18 protein-coding genes and 1 pseudogene are annotated in these 16,505 nt (G+C 64.8%); 9 read left to right on the top strand and 10 right to left on the bottom strand.

What is annotated here, in order from left to right; translation table 11 throughout:
• Window positions 1-59 precede the first annotated feature (59 nt).
• Window positions 60-1,001, top strand: coding sequence for a TraB/GumN family protein (locus VGN68_RS17720; protein WP_327478598.1), 942 nt, complete (start codon window positions 60-62; stop codon window positions 999-1,001).
• Complete coding sequence (locus VGN68_RS17715) at window positions 998-1,897, top strand: TraB/GumN family protein (RefSeq protein ID WP_327478596.1); 900 nt, start codon at window positions 998-1,000, stop codon at window positions 1,895-1,897. Before VGN68_RS17720 ends, VGN68_RS17715 begins: the two co-directional genes overlap by 4 nt.
• Before the next feature lie 420 nt (window positions 1,898-2,317).
• On the opposite strand, the gene VGN68_RS17710 is transcribed toward VGN68_RS17715, so the two are convergent.
• Both VGN68_RS17710 and VGN68_RS17705 read right to left on the bottom strand, forming a co-directional pair.
• Entirely contained in the window at window positions 2,318-4,105 is a 1,788-nt protein-coding gene (locus VGN68_RS17710) for a diguanylate cyclase (RefSeq protein WP_327478594.1), read from the bottom strand.
• A gap of 117 nt (window positions 4,106-4,222) precedes the next feature.
• Window positions 4,223-4,834 (bottom strand): TetR/AcrR family transcriptional regulator, encoded by a 612-nt coding sequence (locus tag VGN68_RS17705; protein WP_293703440.1) that lies wholly within the window; start codon window positions 4,832-4,834, stop codon window positions 4,223-4,225.
• Between the two features lie 86 nt (window positions 4,835-4,920).
• Here VGN68_RS17705 and VGN68_RS17700 point away from each other — a divergent pair, with 86 nt between their 5' ends.
• The gene (locus tag VGN68_RS17700) at window positions 4,921-6,363 is read left to right on the top strand and encodes a carotenoid oxygenase family protein (RefSeq protein WP_327478591.1); all 1,443 of its coding nucleotides are present in this window, start codon (window positions 4,921-4,923) and stop codon (window positions 6,361-6,363) included.
• Here the strand turns inward: VGN68_RS17700 and VGN68_RS17695 are convergent.
• Both VGN68_RS17695 and VGN68_RS17690 read right to left on the bottom strand, forming a co-directional pair.
• A complete protein-coding gene (locus tag VGN68_RS17695; protein WP_327478589.1) occupies window positions 6,284-7,144 on the bottom strand; it encodes an NTP transferase domain-containing protein in 861 nt (286 codons plus the stop codon). The two genes, VGN68_RS17700 and VGN68_RS17695, sit on opposite strands and share 80 nt — an antisense overlap.
• Window positions 7,141-8,178 carry a phosphoribosylglycinamide synthetase gene (locus tag VGN68_RS17690; protein ID WP_327478587.1) on the bottom strand — a complete coding sequence of 346 codons (1,038 nt, stop codon included), beginning with the start codon at window positions 8,176-8,178 and terminating at the stop codon, window positions 7,141-7,143. The genes VGN68_RS17695 and VGN68_RS17690 overlap by 4 nt, the downstream gene beginning before the upstream one ends.
• 264 nt (window positions 8,179-8,442) lie before the next feature.
• On the opposite strand from VGN68_RS17690, the gene VGN68_RS17685 reads away from it, so the two are divergent.
• On the top strand, window positions 8,443-9,501 hold the full coding sequence (locus tag VGN68_RS17685; protein WP_327478585.1) for a hypothetical protein: 1,059 nt from the start codon (window positions 8,443-8,445) through the stop codon (window positions 9,499-9,501).
• A 117-nt stretch (window positions 9,502-9,618) separates the two neighbouring features.
• Here the strand turns inward: VGN68_RS17685 and rplL are convergent, their stop codons facing one another.
• Window positions 9,619-9,990 carry a 50S ribosomal protein L7/L12 gene (gene rplL / locus VGN68_RS17680; protein ID WP_088440606.1) on the bottom strand — a complete coding sequence of 124 codons (372 nt, stop codon included), beginning with the start codon at window positions 9,988-9,990 and terminating at the stop codon, window positions 9,619-9,621.
• A gap of 58 nt (window positions 9,991-10,048) precedes the next feature.
• Window positions 10,049-10,564, bottom strand: a complete 516-nt coding sequence (gene rplJ, locus VGN68_RS17675) for a 50S ribosomal protein L10 (protein ID WP_327478582.1) — start codon at window positions 10,562-10,564, stop codon at window positions 10,049-10,051.
• A 413-nt stretch (window positions 10,565-10,977) separates the two neighbouring features.
• Between rplJ and VGN68_RS17670 the strand changes: the two genes are divergently transcribed.
• Entirely contained in the window at window positions 10,978-11,298 is a 321-nt protein-coding gene (locus tag VGN68_RS17670; RefSeq protein WP_327478580.1) for a zf-TFIIB domain-containing protein, read from the top strand.
• Window positions 11,299-11,448: 150 nt separating this feature from the next.
• Here VGN68_RS17670 and VGN68_RS17665 read toward each other — a convergent pair whose 3' ends face one another.
• The 3 genes from VGN68_RS17665 to VGN68_RS17655 form a co-directional block, all read right to left on the bottom strand.
• The gene (locus VGN68_RS17665) at window positions 11,449-12,846 is read right to left on the bottom strand and encodes an amino acid permease (protein WP_327478578.1); all 1,398 of its coding nucleotides are present in this window, start codon (window positions 12,844-12,846) and stop codon (window positions 11,449-11,451) included.
• Window positions 12,847-12,977: 131 nt separating this feature from the next.
• Window positions 12,978-13,619 (bottom strand): YoaK family protein, encoded by a 642-nt coding sequence (locus VGN68_RS17660; protein WP_327478576.1) that lies wholly within the window; start codon window positions 13,617-13,619, stop codon window positions 12,978-12,980.
• A gap of 4 nt (window positions 13,620-13,623) precedes the next feature.
• Window positions 13,624-13,911 carry a 4a-hydroxytetrahydrobiopterin dehydratase gene (locus VGN68_RS17655; RefSeq protein ID WP_327478574.1) on the bottom strand — a complete coding sequence of 96 codons (288 nt, stop codon included), beginning with the start codon at window positions 13,909-13,911 and terminating at the stop codon, window positions 13,624-13,626.
• A gap of 51 nt (window positions 13,912-13,962) precedes the next feature.
• On the opposite strand from VGN68_RS17655, the gene VGN68_RS17650 reads away from it, so the two are divergent.
• The 4 genes from VGN68_RS17650 (at window position 13,963) to VGN68_RS17635 (ending at window position 16,163) form a co-directional block, all read left to right on the top strand.
• Window positions 13,963-14,382, top strand: coding sequence for a metallopeptidase family protein (locus VGN68_RS17650; RefSeq protein ID WP_327478572.1), 420 nt, complete (start codon window positions 13,963-13,965; stop codon window positions 14,380-14,382).
• Complete coding sequence (gene ccmA / locus VGN68_RS17645; RefSeq protein ID WP_327478570.1) at window positions 14,379-14,963, top strand: heme ABC exporter ATP-binding protein CcmA; 585 nt, start codon at window positions 14,379-14,381, stop codon at window positions 14,961-14,963. Before VGN68_RS17650 ends, ccmA begins: the two co-directional genes overlap by 4 nt.
• Window positions 14,964-15,099: 136 nt before the next feature.
• Window positions 15,100-15,747: a heme exporter protein CcmB gene (locus tag VGN68_RS17640; protein WP_327478568.1), complete on the top strand. Its 648-nt coding sequence runs from the start codon at window positions 15,100-15,102 to the stop codon at window positions 15,745-15,747.
• Window positions 15,747-16,163, top strand: a complete 417-nt coding sequence (locus VGN68_RS17635) for a VOC family protein (RefSeq protein WP_349256061.1) — start codon at window positions 15,747-15,749, stop codon at window positions 16,161-16,163. The genes VGN68_RS17640 and VGN68_RS17635 overlap by 1 nt, the downstream gene beginning before the upstream one ends.
• A gap of 53 nt (window positions 16,164-16,216) precedes the next feature.
• Here VGN68_RS17635 and VGN68_RS17630 read toward each other — a convergent pair.
• Window positions 16,217-16,505 (bottom strand): annotated as a pseudogene (locus VGN68_RS17630) (50S ribosomal protein L1); the annotation flags it as partial.

The following is a 16,505-nucleotide window of genomic DNA, read 5'->3' as shown; positions in this document are numbered from 1 at the left end:
CCTCTCCCCTTCTCCACCCCCTCCGGCCATAAGTGCCATAGACAAAAGGACATTTCCCGATGAAAAAATGGTTCAAGATGCTCGCCGCCACCTGCGCCGTCATCCCCTTTGCGCAATGCGCGGTGCTGCCGGGCAGCAATGTCGCCGCCGCTGCCGAACCCGCTCCGGTTGCCGCGACCCCCGCGCTGACCGACGCCGATCCGGCGCTGTGGGTGGTCAAGGATGAGGACACCACCATCTATCTGTTCGGCACCGTCCATGTGCTCAAGCCAGGCCTCAGCTGGTTCGACGAGGCAGTGAAAGACGCGTTCGACAAGTCGGACGAGATGATGCTCGAACTGGTGTTGCCCGAAGATCAAGCCGCGGTGGCCAAGACGATGATGCCGCTGGCGATGGACACCACCGGCAAGACCATCCCCTCGCGCCTGACCCCCGAGCAGCTCAAGGCCTACCAGGCGGCGCTGGTGAGCGTCGGGGTCCCGGCCAATGCCTTTGACAGCTTTGAACCCTGGTTTCCCGCGATGACGCTGTCGGTGCTGCCGCTCACCAAGCTGGGCTATGACCCCGAACAGGGCGCCGAAAAGCAGCTGACCAAATTTGCCAAGGACAGCAGCAAGCCGGTCGCGGGGCTGGAAACGCTCGAAGAACAGCTCGGCTTTTTCGACAAACTGCCCGAAACGCAGCAGGTTGCGTTCCTGAATGCGGTGGTCAAGGACATCGACAAGCTGGGGCCGATGCTCGACAAGATGGTCGGACTGTGGGCGAAGGGCGATCCCGACGGCTTGGCGGTCACGATGAATGAAAGCATGGCGGCGACCCCGGAACTCGCCCAGGTTTTGCTCTATGATCGCAACGCGCGGTGGGCCGACCAAATCAAGACGCGGATGGACAAGCCAGGCACGGTATTTATCGCGGTTGGCGCCGGGCATCTGGCGGGCGAAAAAAGCGTGCAGGATTATCTCAAGGACCGCGGCCTGACCGCCACGCGGATCGCGTATTGAGGATAAAACCCACTCTTGCCGGCCATTGGGGTCGCCGCTTTGCGGCGGCCCTTTTGCCGTTGCTGCTCTGCGGGTGCGGGGCCGACAAACCCGACTCGCCGGCGCGACCGGCGATGTGGCTGGTGCAGGATGACGATACCCGTATCTATCTGCTCGGTACAATGCACGCGCTGCCGCGCGGGACCGACTGGGACGATGGCGCGGTGGCAAAGGCGATTGCGGCGTCCGACGCGCTGATGATGGAATTGTCGCCGCGCGAACTGGCGGCGGCGGGCGCGATGTTTCAGACACTGGCATCGCGTCCGGCGCCGCTGCCAATCGAAGCGCGGCTGTCCGGCGCCGCGCTGGCCCGCTACCGCGCGCTGGAGGCGAGCGGCGGCGCACTGGGCGGCGACACGCTCGACGATTGGGCCGTGATGATCCTGATCGGACAGCGCGCCGCGCGCGCGGCCGCCCTGTCGCCCGCGGCCGGGGTCGAAAAGCAACTGACGGACATTTTTGAGGCGGCGGACAAACCGATCGGCGGGCTGGAATCTGCGCGCAGCCAGCTGATGCTGTTCGAAAATCTCGACGCGCCGACCCAGCGCGCGCTGCTGACCCGCGCCGCCGCGGGCGCCGACGATGCCGTTGCCCGGGTCACCGCCCTGACCGCCGCCTGGCGCCGCGGCGATGTTGCGGCGCTGGAACGCATGATCAACGAGGATGTCGACGCCGTTCCCGCGGCGCGCCAAGCGATCATCACCGACCGCAATCACCGCTGGGCGGCATGGGCGCAAAACAGGCTGAAACAGCCCGGCACGGTGCTGATGGCGGTCGGCGCCGGACATCTGATTGGAGCTGACGGCGTTCCGGCGATTCTCGAGACCAAGGGGATGAGGGTGACGCGGGTGCAGTGATTTGGGGTCGAGGAGCGGGCCGCCATCGTCCTGTTTCGGTTCCGTCGCGTAAATCGTCAGCGGCTCCAGCCTTCGCAAGGGCGACGGCTGGAGCATTGTGCGCTAAATCTGCACCATAGGCAAATCCGTTCGTGCTGAGCTTGTCGAAGCACCGTCCTTCTTCTTTCGACGCCAAAAGAAAGAACGGCCCTTCGACAAGCTCAGGGCAAACGGCTCCTATTTTGCGCACGACGCTCTAATTCCGGTTAGTCACTATCGTTTGTCGCTTTCGTCGTCGCGGCGGAGGCCAGGATCTCGCCGGTGCGTCATGACGATAGGGTGAGATCCCGGCCTCCGCCGGGATGACGATGAAAACGACGGCTGGTTCTGGTCGTTCGAAGACTGTCCGTCCAGCTCGCACCAACCTAGATCAGCCAGCGCTCAGGCCGCCATGCGCAGGCGGTTCCGCCCCTCGCGCTTCGCGGTATACAGTGCCTTGTCGGCGCGCTGGAGCAGGTCTTCGATGCTGGCCTCGCCGGCAAAGATCGCCAGTCCGATGCTGACCGTCACCGCCGGTAAACCTGCGGCAACGCCTTCGGCGTCGGCATGGACCGCCTTGCGCACCCGCTCGGCAACCAGTTCGGCGGACAGCGCGCTGCGGCCTTGCAGGATGCAGACAAACTCCTCGCCGCCATAGCGGCCGACCATGTCGTCGTCGCGCAGCGATGCTTTCGCTCGTTGGCCGACGCGGCGGATCACCTCGTCGCCCGCGGCATGGCCATGCTGATCATTGATCGCCTTGAAATGGTCGATGTCGAAAATCGCGACCGCCAACGGGGCGCCGTCCTGTACGGCCCGGCGAAGCGCCTGATCGAGGAATGCCAGCGTATGACGCCGGTTGGGCAGGCCGGTCAGCATGTCGGTGTTGGCGATCCGTTCTGCCGCGCTGCGCGCCGATTCCAGAATGCGCGCGTTTTCGACCGTGTCGGTCACATCCTGGACTGTCCCGAAAATGCCGACCGCTTTGCCGCGGCGCCCCTTTTCGATCGACCCGTGCGATTTGACATAGCGGATTTCCCCGTCGGCGCGCCGGATCCGTCCCTGAAACACAAAGGGCTCGCCGGAACGGACCGCCTCTTCCAGCGCCTTGCGTACCGCCACCCGGTCGTCGGGCAGATATTGTTCAACGCTGTAATCCACATCGACTGGCATCCCGGGTTGCAACCCGTGGACGCGATACGTCTGATCTGACCATGTGATCGTCCAGCCAACCAGATCGACACGCCAATGGCCGACCAGTGCCGCCGCCTCGGCCTGGAGCAGCCAGCGATTGCTTTGTTCCAGCCGTCTGGCCAGCCGCCGCTGAACCACCAGCAACGCCGCCAGCGGCAGCGCGATGAACAACATCGTCACCAGATAGAATTGCAGGAACAGCACCTCGACCTTTTGGCCCTGGTCCATCGCCGCGATCGGGCCATAGCCCTGGCCGGTCAGCAGCGACGCGATGATGGCCACGATCAGCATCCCCGCGGCGGCGCCAAATGGTCCCAGTCGATAGGCCGCCACGATCACCGCAACGCATGGGAGGAAGGTGACCGGGAAATCCGACTGGGCGAACGACGCGCCGGTGATAAAGGCGGCGATGGTCAACAGCGCGATGCCTTCCAACTTCATCGCCGTTGACGCGTTGTTCAGTGCGTTCGACCCGACCATCCGCGCCAGCATCACGATCGGCGGGGTTACAATCAAAATTCCCAGCCCGACCGTTGTCATCCACGACAGCAGGAAATCAAAGCCATTGCCGGTCAACAGCGTTGCGATAACGGCGCTCGCGGCGCTGGCGATCAGCGCTGCGATGCAAAAACGACCGACGGCGCGCGGTGCCATGAACGACATTTCGCCCGCGTCATGACGCCGCACCAGCCACAGCGCGATGATCGCCTCGGCCGTGTTCGCGACGGTATAGGCGGCAGCCGCCGCAGCGGGGACCCCTTCGATCATGTTCGCGCCCACGCTGGCGCCCGCCATGGCCACGAAGGCGACAATGCGCTGCCGCGACGGCATCAACAGTAATAACGCCAGGAAATAGCCGCTCGGCGGCCAGACGGCGGCGATATTGTCCGCGCCCTTGGTCGCGTAAAGCGACAGGCTTGCCAGCAGGAAATAGCCGGTAGCGGTCAAAAGAAACCAGAAAACCGCCTCGACTCGGGGGGACAGGGGCCGGGTCATCGGTCCAACTAACCGAAAAGAGGGAAAGAAACCGCTAACATCTGGCCATTGCCCCTCACCCCCGTGTTCTGACCCCTGTCCGCTGGCCCCCGCCGCGCGATCGGTTTGCGTCGGCGCTCAGTCGATCCCGCCAAAGGTCAACCCGACCACATTGTCGACCATCGCTTCGTCCCACTCCAGCCGCCGGTCGAGGATCAACATGGCCAGACCATGGACCAGCGCCCAAGCATGCAACGCCGCGGTATCGGGATTTTCGACCCCAGGCAACGCCTCCCCCACGCCGGCCCGCAACAGATTATAGGCCACTTCGCCGCCGTCGCCACCAACTTTGGCGTGGCGTGCCGACATCTGCCGGGTGAAGCTGAGACGGAACAGCGCCGGTTCGTCGTGGGCAAAGCGGACATAGGTGATCCCCGTCGCCTTGAACCCATTGCGCCCGCCGCCCGCTTTCAGCCACGCCTGCGCCTGCCGCGCCCCCAGCCGCCGCAGCCCTTCGTCGGCAAGCGCGTCGAGCAGCGCCTCCTTGTCGGGAAAATGGCGGTACAATGCGGTGGCGCTGACCCCGACGTCGCGCGCGAGGGCGCGCAGCCCCAATTCGCCATCGTCGCCCGCCTCTAGCCGTTTCAGTCCCGCCGCAATCACCGCCGCGCGCAGGTCGCCGTGGTGATAAGCGCCCGCCGCCTTCGCGCCGTCGCTTTTTATGTTGACACTGTTATCTTGTTCGATCATGTTGTCACCGTAAACATTCCGAGTCGCCAGCGCAATCCCCTCCACGCTGTCCGCCACTTTCGCTACCATCCGTAAGGAGCATCACCATGGCAAGCAATGTCGAAACCCTGATCCGCGGCGCCGTCGTCAAAGGCATCGGCAAGGTCGCCGATTTCAACCGCAAGCGCCTGCCCCGCCCGACCGACGCGCACCCCTATCTGACCGGCATCCACCAGCCGATGACCGAGGAACTGACGCTGGAACAGCTGCGCGTCGAGGGCACAATCCCCGCGGCGCTGTCCGGCCGCTATCTGCGCAATGGCCCCAACCCGGCTGTCGCACCCGATCCCGCCAGCTATCACTGGTTCAGCGGCGCGGGAATGGTGCATGGCATCCGCATCGAGGGCGGCAAGGCCGATTGGTACCGCAACCGCTGGGTCCGCGGCACCGAAGCGTGTGCAGTGTTGGGCGAGCCTATCCCTCCCGGCCCGCGCGAAGATCGCAACGATGCGCCGAACACCAATGTCGTCGGCCTGGCCGGTCGGACCTTCGCAATCGTCGAAGCCGGGGGCAAACCGGTCGAGCTGGATTATGAACTGCGCACCATCGCGCACAACCCCTTCGACGGGACGCTGGTCGGCGCCTATACCGCGCATCCCCACCACGACCCGTTCACCGACGAGGTCCATGCGATCACCTATCGCGGCGACGAGCCAAACAAGGTCTGGCACGTCGTGCTCGACAAGGACGCCCAAGTCATCCGCGAAGAGGCGATTGCGGTCAGCGACGGCCCGTCGATCCACGACTGCGCGATCACCGCAAATTACGCGCTGGTGTTCGACCTGCCGGTCACCTTTTCGATGAAGCTGCTGCTCGCGGGCTATCGCTTCCCCTATGCGTGGAACGACGCGCACCCCGCGCGCGTGGGCCTTCTTCCGCGGAAGGGCCGCGGCGACAGCATCATCTGGGTGCCGGTCGAGCCCTGCTATGTTTTTCACCCCGCCAATGCGTATGAGACCGCGGACGGCAAGGTGATCGTCGATGTGGTGGCGCACGAGACGATGTTCGCCAGCTCAAAGCGCGGCCCCGACAGCGAGCGGTCGCGGATGGAGCGCTGGACGATCGATCCGGCGGCCGGCACGACGACGCGCGCCGTCATCCACGATCATCCGCAGGAATTCCCGCGCTATGACGAGCGGCTGACGACGCAGCCCTATCGCTATGTCTATTCGGTCGCGCTCCCCGACCGGACGACCACCGAGATGGAGATCGGCGACACAAGGCTGTTCCGCCACGATTTGCAGGCCGGCACGACCGCGGTCCATGATTTCGGTCCCGGCCGCCATCCCGGCGAGTTCGTCTTTGTCCCGCGCCGCGCCGACGGCGCCGAGGATGACGGTTGGTTGATCGGACTGGTCGTCGACATGAACGACGAAACCACCGCGCTGGTCATCCTGAACGCCGACGATTTTACCGGGTCACCGCAAGCTGTCGTTCACCTGCCGCATCGGGTTCCGCCGGGGTTTCACGGGAACTGGGTGGCGGACTGACCGTCCCGCGGCGCGCCATCAGCGCCTCGGTGACGCGCAGCGAGCGTTCATTGTCGACATCGATCGCGGTCGCCCCGCTGCTGATCAGCAGCGGGGCGATTTCGACCTTCATGTGCCGCGAAATGCGTGTGAAAATATGGTGGATCGGTCCCATGCCGAAGCGGAAGCGCAGCAGGTTGATCAGACCGAACGCCTGCATCACGCGCAAAGGCTTTTTGACGAATTGGCCGCCGCCGCGAAACGCCTCGGTCGCTTTCAGTGCACCGGGATGGCCGATCCAATAGGCGTTGCAGTTGGACACCGCGACGTCGGAAAATTCATAGAAGCGGCGCTGCCCCTCGGGATGCACCGCCAGCACATCCTCGCGCCGCGCCAGCGTCACCCCCGCCTCCGCGTCGAGGCGGGCGGCCTCGGCGCTGATCTCGGCGATCGTCTCTGGCGTCAACAGGCAGTTGTCAGCGGTCGTGATCAGTAGAGGAAAGCGGGCAACACCCGCGACCGCGAGGACCGAATCTGCCAGATTGTCGGCAGCGGGGACGATGATCAGGCGGTCGCCCAAGGACTGGATCACCGATTCGGGCAGGTCGGCGAGCAGGGCAGGATGATGGGTCGACACGAAAATCTGTTTCGCCTGCCCGGCCGCGGCGCTGTCGAGCACATGCGCGATCATCGGGCGCCCGGCGACGGGAACCAGGCATTTGTCAGCGACCCCATGTGCGGCGGCCAACGCATCGATGGCGCCCGCGCGTCGGCCCGCGAGGATCAGGATCGAGCCGATCATGCGGCGTCGCGCCGCGCCATCGCCGGGACGATCTGGCGGATCATGCTCTCGGCAACAATGGTTTCAATAAGCGTTGCATGGGTGAAGCCCGCAATAGTGGCCGAGCGCGAAAATAATTTTTCGGACCACAGGTTGCAGTTAAGATTCACTTCCAGAAGGCGCACGTCGCCGGTCGCCTGATCGACCCGGAATTCGAAGCGGCCATAATCGAAGGGACGAAAGACATCCGCCATGCGGCGGGTATATTCGACGACCTGCCGACTGATCAGCGGGTCATCGAAGCGTTTGATAGAATAGCCGACATTGCCAACCAGATCGCGCTTTTCCTGATAGGTGCGCAATTGTGTCGGATCGTCCTGCTCGAAAATCATCATCGGCAGCATCGCGGGTTCGCCGTCCAGCGTGATGACCGGCACCTCGATGTCGCTGCCGTCGATAAAGGGTTCGACGATCGCATCATGGTCGAGCGCGTGGATCTCGGCAATTGCCTGCGCCAGTTCGACGCGGTTATGCGCGTCGCGGACGCCCCATGACGCCGAACTGTTGTTCGGCTTGATCACCCAGCGCCGCGCGGGCGGGCAGCGCGCCACATCGACCGGTGCGCCGCGGCGGAACAAGGCCCAGGGCGCGGTGGGTACACCGCGCGCCGCGGCCTCCAGCTTGGTCAGATGCTTGTCGTCGGACAGCCCGCGAACGATGGGCGACGCGCCCAGATATGGAATGTCATGTCGGTTGCAAAGCAGCGGGATCAGCATTTCCGAATTGAAGAAGCCGCCCCGGTTGAGCAGCGGAAACACGAAGTCGGCGGCGGGCCGATCGAATAGCAAGGCGTAGTCATCAGCGATCAAAAGCTTGATGCCCAACCCCTCCAACGTTTCGCGCATCTCGCGGTGGTAAAGCGCATGGTTGCCGTCATCGGCATGAAGCCCCCCGGTCCAGCGGGCGTGCTTGGCGATGAACAACAGGCGCTGTGTTTCGCGCAGGCGATCGGGCAGCCGGGTCGGCGCGAGGTCGGTCGTTTTCATGCGCCGCATCGACCACGCCAAGGTTGCGCGGCCATGACGAATTGGTGACGATGGATGACCGCAAACTGAAAGGTCAATGTCATCTTTAGAATAAACTGTTGTTCTAGGGTGATTTATTTATCGCTACGCCGATGCGGCAGCGTGGTTCGGCCGACCGCAAAGCCGATGCGTTCGTCCGATGAATCATCGCCAAATCTTCGTCGCGCCGCCGGACGGCCACGGCTCGTCGCGGAAATCCGCCATCAGGCGCAGCGCTTTTCCGACGCAGTTCGTTTGTCCTTCACTATGATGAAGAATATCGCCCTCTCCCGCCCCGCCACGAGCGCGATTGCCGCGTTTCTGGTCCTGTCCACCCCGGCCGCTTTCGCGCAGGAAGCGCCCTCGATCACGATGACCCCGCCGATCGCCGCGCCCACGGCTCCGGCGCCCCAAACCCCGCCAACCGTCGCTGAACCGAGCGCACCCGCACCGATCGCCGTGCCGCAGACCGCGCAGACCCCGGCACCGGCGCCCGTAATCCGCGTGCCGCTCGATATCGCGCCCGCTGAAACCACCCCCGCGCCCCGCGCAGCCGAGCGTGCAGAAGCGCCCGCCCCCGCTGCGCAGCGCACGCGCTCGACTTCCGCCGCTCCTGTAGCGGCTGCTCCGGTCGCAGCGACCGTTGCTGAAACTGCACCGGCTGCCGAATTGGCGCCGATCGCCGCTCCGATGGCGGCGCCTGCCGACCCGGTGACCACGACCACGCCAACGCCCGCTGAAACGGCGACAGCTACGGGCGGCGAGTTTCCTTGGGAGATCGCCGGTGGCGCCGCTGCACTGCTGCTCGTCGGTGGTATCGGTCTGGCATTTGCCCGCCGTCGTCGTCACGCCGACAACGAAACTGCGCATGACGCGGTCGTTCATGACGCGACCGTCCAGCGTTTCGAGCCCATTGCTGCAAGCGCTCCGGTCGCCAGCGATGCCCAGCAGTGGGTGAGCCCGGCCTACGCGCCGCGCACCCCCGAAACCGTGGCCCCGCGCACGACTCCCGCTTTCGCGGCAGCTCCGAGCGGCAGCATGGGACGCCATGAAGCAATGGCGATGGCCGGCCCCACGCCCGAAAATCCGTTTGCGACGCTGTCGAAGCGCCTGAAGCGCGCGCGTTTCCTCGATCGGCAGGAGCGCATCGCATATGAGCAGACGCTTGGCGCGCAGAAGGATATGGTGCGCAAGCCGGTCAGTGCTTGGGAAATCGCACAGCGTCCTGCCCCGGCGACGCAGCAACAGGATGTGCGCCGTCCCGAACCGGCCCGTGCGCGCACAAGCTTCCGTCCGGGCTATTCGAGCAACTAAGCGCCCAGGACAAACGCGCGGTGGTCCCCTCACCGCAAAAAAAGGGCGGTGCCTCGCGGCGCCGCCCTTCTATTTATCAGAAGCCGGCCGGATGAACCGACCGGATCCGCAAACTGATTACTTCAGTTCGACGGTACCGCCAGCGGCGAGGATCTTGGCCTTCAGCTCTTCAGCTTCTGCCTTGTTCACGCCTTCCTTGATGGCCTTCGGCGCACCTTCGACAAGTGCCTTGGCTTCGCCAAGACCCAGGCCGGTGATCGCGCGGACTTCCTTGATGACGTTGATCTTGTTGCCGCCGTCACCCGTCAGGATGACGTCGAATTCGGTCTGCTCTTCAGCAGCCGGACCAGCAGCGGCGGCAGCCGGAGCAGCAGCAACAGCAGCGGCAGCCGAAACGCCCCACTTTTCTTCGAGCATCTTCGACAGGTCAGCCGCTTCGAGGACGGTCAGTGCCGACAGTTCTTCAACGATCTTTGCAAGATCAGCCATGTTCATTCTCCATCAGAACCGGGATATCCCGGCAGTAAGGTTTAAAGTTAGTTCGAAATCACGCTGCTTCTTTGGCGGCATATGCGCCAAAAACCCGCGCCAGCTGGCCAGCCGGGGCTGCGGCAATCTGCGCAACCTTGGTAGCCGGAGCCTGCACCAGACCGATGATCTTGGCGCGCAGCTCGTCGAGCGAGGGAAGCGAAGCCAGCGCTTTGACGCCATTCACGTCGAGCACCACGTCGCCCATGCCGCCGCCAACGATTTCAAGCTTGTCGTTGGTCTTGGCAAATTCCACCACGATCTTGGCTGCCGCGACCGGGTCGGTCGAGGTTGCAAGCGCGGTGGGGCCGGTCAGCAGATCGCTGATCCCGCCGTAGGACGTGCCGTCGAGCGCGATTTTGGCAAGACGGTTCTTCGTGACGCGAAAGTCGGCTCCTGCGTCGCGCATTTGCTGGCGCAGCACCGTCGACTGAGCGACGGACATGCCGAGGTTGCGGACGACCACAACCGAGGCAGCTGATGCCAGCGTAGCGTTCAGCGAGGATACGGCTTCGGCCTTTTCCGTACGATCCATGCCTATACTCCACTCTGTGCCCGGATGCGCAAGACGCCGAAACGCTTGGCGCCGCCGGGCGGCTAACACACGCAAAGCCGGAGACGAGCCAAGGCTCACCCGTCATTGCGCAACGATGTCCGAAGGGGTCGGTCAAGACGCGTCGCCTGAACGTGCAGGCGGGCGACCGAAAAAGACTGTTCCCCGTCTCGGCTGGAAATTAAGCAGGGCCAATCCCCTGCACCAACTGTCTCGGACGGAATTGCCGCAAGCGAACCTGCGGCAACACGAGGGCGCTATTAGCCGGAAACGACGGGAAGTCAAGGCGCGCTGCTTCCCCTTGCCGTGGGCAGGCCACGCCATCATATCATGGCACGGAACGCGGTCGATCGAAACCACGTTTATGCCGACGTAAACCCCGCGAAAGGATGTCCATGACCCAGCCCCAAGGCCTGCTTTGCCCGACCTGCCGTGTGAATCTGACGATGTCGGAGCGTCAGGGGATCGAAATCGATTATTGCCCGCAATGCCGCGGCGTGTGGCTGGACCGCGGCGAGCTCGACAAGATTATCGAGCGCAGCGAAGCGGTCGCCGCCCCTGCTCAGCGCGCGTCGGCACCGCCGCCTCCGCAGCAGCAGCAGCCCTATCAGCAGCCGCCGCAGTATCGCGAGCATGGCCATGACGACCGCTATTACGGCAGCAAGCCGTACAAGAAAAATTACAAGAAGAGTTTCTTGAGCGAGCTGTTCGACTGAGCTGAACAATCCTCCCTGTGGCGGAGCGATGGGAGGTGGCAGCGGCGTAACCGCTGACGGAGGGGCTTTGGCGCAACCGTCGTCGCCCCTCCACCATCCGCTCCGCGGACGGTCCCCCTCCCCATCGCTTCGCGACAGGGAGGAATTCAATCAGCCCACCACCGCATTGCGCCGGGCGTAGAGGAAATAGACCCCCAGCCCGACGATGTTCCACACCAGGAACCACAGCTGCGTCTGCATCGGCAGGCTGAAGAACAGGTAGATGCAGCCGAACACAGCGATGCCGCCGATTACCCACGGCATCGGGGCGCGAAAAGTGCGCGGGGCGTCGGGGGCGCGGACGCGCATGATCAGCATGCAGATCGACACGGCGGTGAACGCCGCGAGTGTTCCGGCATTGGCGAGCGCGGCGAGTTCGCCGAGCGGGATGAAGCCCGCGAGCACGGCAACGACGATGGCTGTAAAGATGGTGATGCGCACCGGGGTACCGCGCGAGGACAGGGTCGCGAGGCTCGCGGGCAGCAAACCGTCGCGCGCCATGGTGAAGAATATGCGGCTCTGGCCATAGAAGAAGGCGAGGATCACGGTGGGTAGCGCGATGATCGCCGACACCGCTAGATATTGCGCGGCGAGCGGGCTGCCGAGTTCGCGCAGGATCAGCGCCAGCGGTTCGGGGCTGTTGGCGAAGCGGGTGTAGGCAATGGCGCCCACCGCGGCGACCGCAACCGCGATATAGATGACGACGCAGACGAACATCGACCCGACGATTCCGATTTTCAGATCGCGGTCGGGATTGCGGGTTTCCTCGGCCGCAGTCGCGATCGCGTCGAAGCCGTAGAAGGCGAAAAAGATGATCGCGGCGGCGGCCATGACCCCGCGCTCGACGCCATCCGGCCCCATATGCTTGGCAAAGCCATAGGGGCTGAACGGTTCGAGATTGGCAGCATTGAACGCGGGCAGCGCGACGGCGACAAAGATCACCAGCGCCAGCACCTTGACCAGTACGAGGATGGCGTTGAGCGTCGCGCTTTCGCGCGTACCGACGAGCAGCAGCCCCGCGACCACCGCGATGATCGCGATCGCGGGCAGGTTGACGATACCGCCAAGCTCCGGCCCCTGCATCAGCGCCATCGGGACGCCCGCCCAGGCTTCGAGCAAGGGCGCGGCATAGCCCGACCAGCCAACCGCGACCGCGCTGACCACGAGCGAATATTCGAGGATCAGGCTCCACCCGACGACCCAGCCGATGAGTTCGCCGATCACGACATAGGAGTAGGTGTAGGCGCTGCCGGAGGCGGGGATCATCGTTGCCATTTCGGCATAAGCGAGCGCGGCGCAGGCGCAGATCAGGCCCGCGATACCGAAGGCGAGGATGACCGCTGGACCAGCCTTGTCGGCCCCGACGCCGATCAGGGTCAGGATGCCGGTGCCGACAATCGCCCCGACGCCGAGCGCGATCAGATGCGGCCAGCCGAGTGTGCGGGCGAGCCCGTGCCCCTCCTGCTTTTCCGGAACGATCGGCTTACGGCGCAGCAGGCTGTCAGACATGGGGACCCCTCTCCTAAAGGAAAAAATTTTTCCTGCCGTTTAGGCCGGTGTGACATGAGCGCAAGATGCGCCGTGAGAATCGCGTGAAACGACGGCTTCGGAGTGGCAAGCGGGCGGGTCCATGAAGATCGCTACCCGGCATTGCGGACGATCCAGCCAGCGCGCAGCGCAAGCATCGCGGCGAGCGCGACCGCGAGCGCATAGGCCAGCAACGGCGACCAGATGACCGCGCGCGCCCCGAGGAGTGCGCCGCCGACAAGCGCCGCCCACAGACCAAGGTGGTGGAGCCAGCGCCGATCGCCCTCGCCGCGCAAGGCATTGGCAATCTTTTGCCCCATCTGGACCAGCGTGCCGGTCATATAAGTGACCCCGATCACCGCGCCATCGCGGCCCGAGATCGCGGCGTTGGCAACGCCCATTGCCAGCGCGAGCGACAGGATCGCCGCCCACGCCTCGCCGTCGAGCCGCAGCAGGGTCGCGATCGCAAGCAAGATGGTGACGCCGAGCAATACCGCGGGCGTACGCCGCCGTCCAGCATGGGCGCCAACCAGCGACCCCGCCACCACTCCGACGACAAACACCGCGATGATGATCGCGGCGACCAGTGCGGCGTGCTGCCCCTCGGCCAGCCCGACCGCGAGCCGGGTCGAATTGCCGGTCATGAACGAGACGAAAAAGCCCGCCGATTCGACGAAGCCGATCGCGTCGACAAACCCGGCGAGGATGGCGACCCCGATAGCGAGCAGCTGATGCGAGGGGTCGAAGCGGATCATGCGATCAGAGCAGCCGCTCGATGGCTTCGGCGAGCTTGGCATCGCGCTCCGACAAGCCGTCGGCATCGTGCGTCGTCAGCAGGATGTCGACGCGGTTATAGACGTTCGACCATTCGGGGTGATGATCCATTTTTTCGGCGATGATCGCGACGCTGGCCATGAAGCCGAACGCCTGCGCGAAATCGTCGAAGGTGAAACGGCGGGTGATCGCGTCGCGGGTCGGTTCGTGCGTCCATGCGGGGAAACGCGCGAGCAAGGCGGTGCGGGCTTCGTCGTCGAGTTTCTGGACCATGAATTTTCTCCCGCTGGTAAAGGCCGTGCCGCCGCCATAAGGAAGGGCGCGATGACCGACAAGCCTGCCCTGCCAGCCGGATGGACCGGAACCGCCCCCGATGCCGACGCAATGTTCGCGATGGCCGAAGTCGCGCTCGACACCATGCCCGCCGTGTTTCTGCCGCATATTCAGGGCGTGGTGATCGCGATCGAAGAATTTGCCGATGACGAGGTGCTGAAATCGCTCGACATCGAGCATCCCTATGACCTGACCGGGCTGTACGAGGGGCGGCCGCTGACCGAGCGCAGTGTCAGCGAAAGCGGCGGGATGCCCGACCGGGTGACGCTGTACCGCATTCCGATATTGGTCGAATGGATCGAGACCGGCGAGCGGCTCGACCGGCTGGTGCGGCATGTGCTGATCCACGAGATCGGGCATCATTTCGGATTTAGCGACGATGATATGCACGCGCTGGAAGATATGGCGTGAGCGATCTGCTGCGGCTCGATGGCGTGGCGTGCATCCGCGGCGACCGGCTGCTGTTTGAAAATCTGTCGCTGGCGCTGGCGCCCGGCGACGCGCTGTGGCTTCGCGGGCCCAATGGCACTGGCAAGTCGAGCCTGATCCGGTTGGCCGCAGGGCTGCTACGCGCCGCGGCGGGAACGATCGAGCGCCGCGGGCGCTGCGCGCTGATCGACGAAGCCTCGGCGCTCGACGCCGAACTGCCGCTGCGCCGCGCGCTCGATTTCTGGGCGCGGGTCGATACCGTCGATGGCCATGCCGTCGACCGCGCGATGGCGGCGATGGCGCTGGCGTCGCTGAGCGAGGTGCCGGTGGCGATGCTGTCGACCGGGCAGCGCAAGCGTGCCGCGATGGTGCGCTTGATCGCCAGCGGGGCGCCGATCTGGCTGCTCGACGAGCCTGCGAACGGGATGGACGATGCGGCGCAGGCGCGGCTGGTGGCGGCGATTGCGGCGCACCGGGCGAATGGGGGGACGGTGTTGCTGGCGTCGCATTTTGCGTTGGGGGTCGATGATCTGGCGGAGCTGGACATGGGGGCGTTGGCGTGAACATGCCTGCGCCTCAATCCGTTTGCCCTGAGCTTGTCGAAGGGCCGTTCTTTCTTTTGACGCCGAAAAGAAGAACGGTGCTTCGACAAGCTCAGCACGAACGGGTTTGGGGGATCCTAGGCAGGAGAACGTGGCCATGACCACCCTCCTCGCCCTGTTCTGGCGTGACCTGCGGCGGGCGTGGGGCAGCGGGGCGCTGTGGTTGCCGGTGCTGTTTTTCCTGCTCGTCGCGACCGCCTTTCCCTTTGCCGTCGGTCCTGACGCGCCGTTGCTGCGGCGCGCGGGTGGCGGGATGGTGTGGGTCGCGGCGTTGCTGGCGGCACTGCTGCCGATCGACCGGCTGGTGCGTCCCGACCGCGACGCCGGGGTGCTCGACCAGCTCGCGGTGCGCGGGATCGCCGACGAGGTGATCGCGGCGGTGAAGATTTTGGCGCATGGAATCGCGTTCGGACTGCCGCTGATGATCGCCCTGTTCCCCGCGGCGGCGTTGCTGGCGCAGGATGCGGCGCGGGTCGAGGTGCTGGCGACGGGGCTCGCGATTGCTATCCCGGCGCTGGCGTCGCTGGCGGTGCTGAGCGCGGCGCTGACCGCGGGGCTGAAAGGCGGCAGTGCGATCGGCGGGCTGCTGGTGCTGCCGCTCGCGGTGCCGCTGCTGATCTTTGGCGCCGGGATGCTCGACCCGTCGGGGCGCGGGGCGATGAAATTGCTTGGCGCGACGAGTTTGTTACTGACGATGATCGGGCCGTTTGCGGCGGGGGCGGCCATGCGGGGGCTCAGGGAATGATCCGGCAATCGCTGGCGCATATCGCGCTCGTCATTCGCGACTATGACGAAGCGATCGCCTTCTATGTCGGCACATTGGGCTTCACGCTGGTCGCCGACGAATATCAGTCGGCGCAGGACAAACGCTGGGTGGTGGTCGCTCCGCCGGGCAATCCGCCGGGCGGTGCCACCATCCTGCTCGCGCGCGCCAGCAGCGAAGAGCAGACGCGCTTCATCGGCGACCAGGCAGGCGGGCGCGTTTTCCTGTTCCTGCAAACAGACGATTTCTGGCGCGATTACCAACGTTTGATCGACAAGAGCGTCCGGATCGAGCGCGAACCGATGGAGGCCGATTACGGCACCGTCGCGGTTTTCCTCGACCTCTATGGCAACAAATGGGACCTGATCGAGTTTCGCAGCCCCGAACAACAGGCATAAGAAAAGGGCCGGAGTTTCCCCCGGCCCTTCCCTAATTCAGTGCGACGCGAAAATCAGGCGCCGGTGACGTCGGCGGTATCGACCTTCACGCCCGGGCCCATCGACGACGACAGCGCGATCTTGCGGACATATTTGCCCTTCGCACCGGCCGGCTTCGCCTTGACGATCGCGTCGACGAAGGCGTCGAAGTTCTGGCGGAGCTTTTCTTCGCCGAACGACAGCTTGCCGAGGCCAGCGTGGATGATCCCGGCCTTTTCGACGCGGAATTCGATCTGACCGCCCTTGGCGGCCTTCACGGCTTCGGCGACGTTCGGGGTCACGGTGCCCAGCTTCGGGTTCGGC

It is taken from the genome of Sphingopyxis sp. (genome assembly GCF_035998965.1).
Taxonomy (GTDB): domain Bacteria; phylum Pseudomonadota; class Alphaproteobacteria; order Sphingomonadales; family Sphingomonadaceae; genus Sphingopyxis.
Note: the sequence above shows the minus strand (reverse complement) of the source record. Positions and strands in the feature narration are given on the sequence as shown.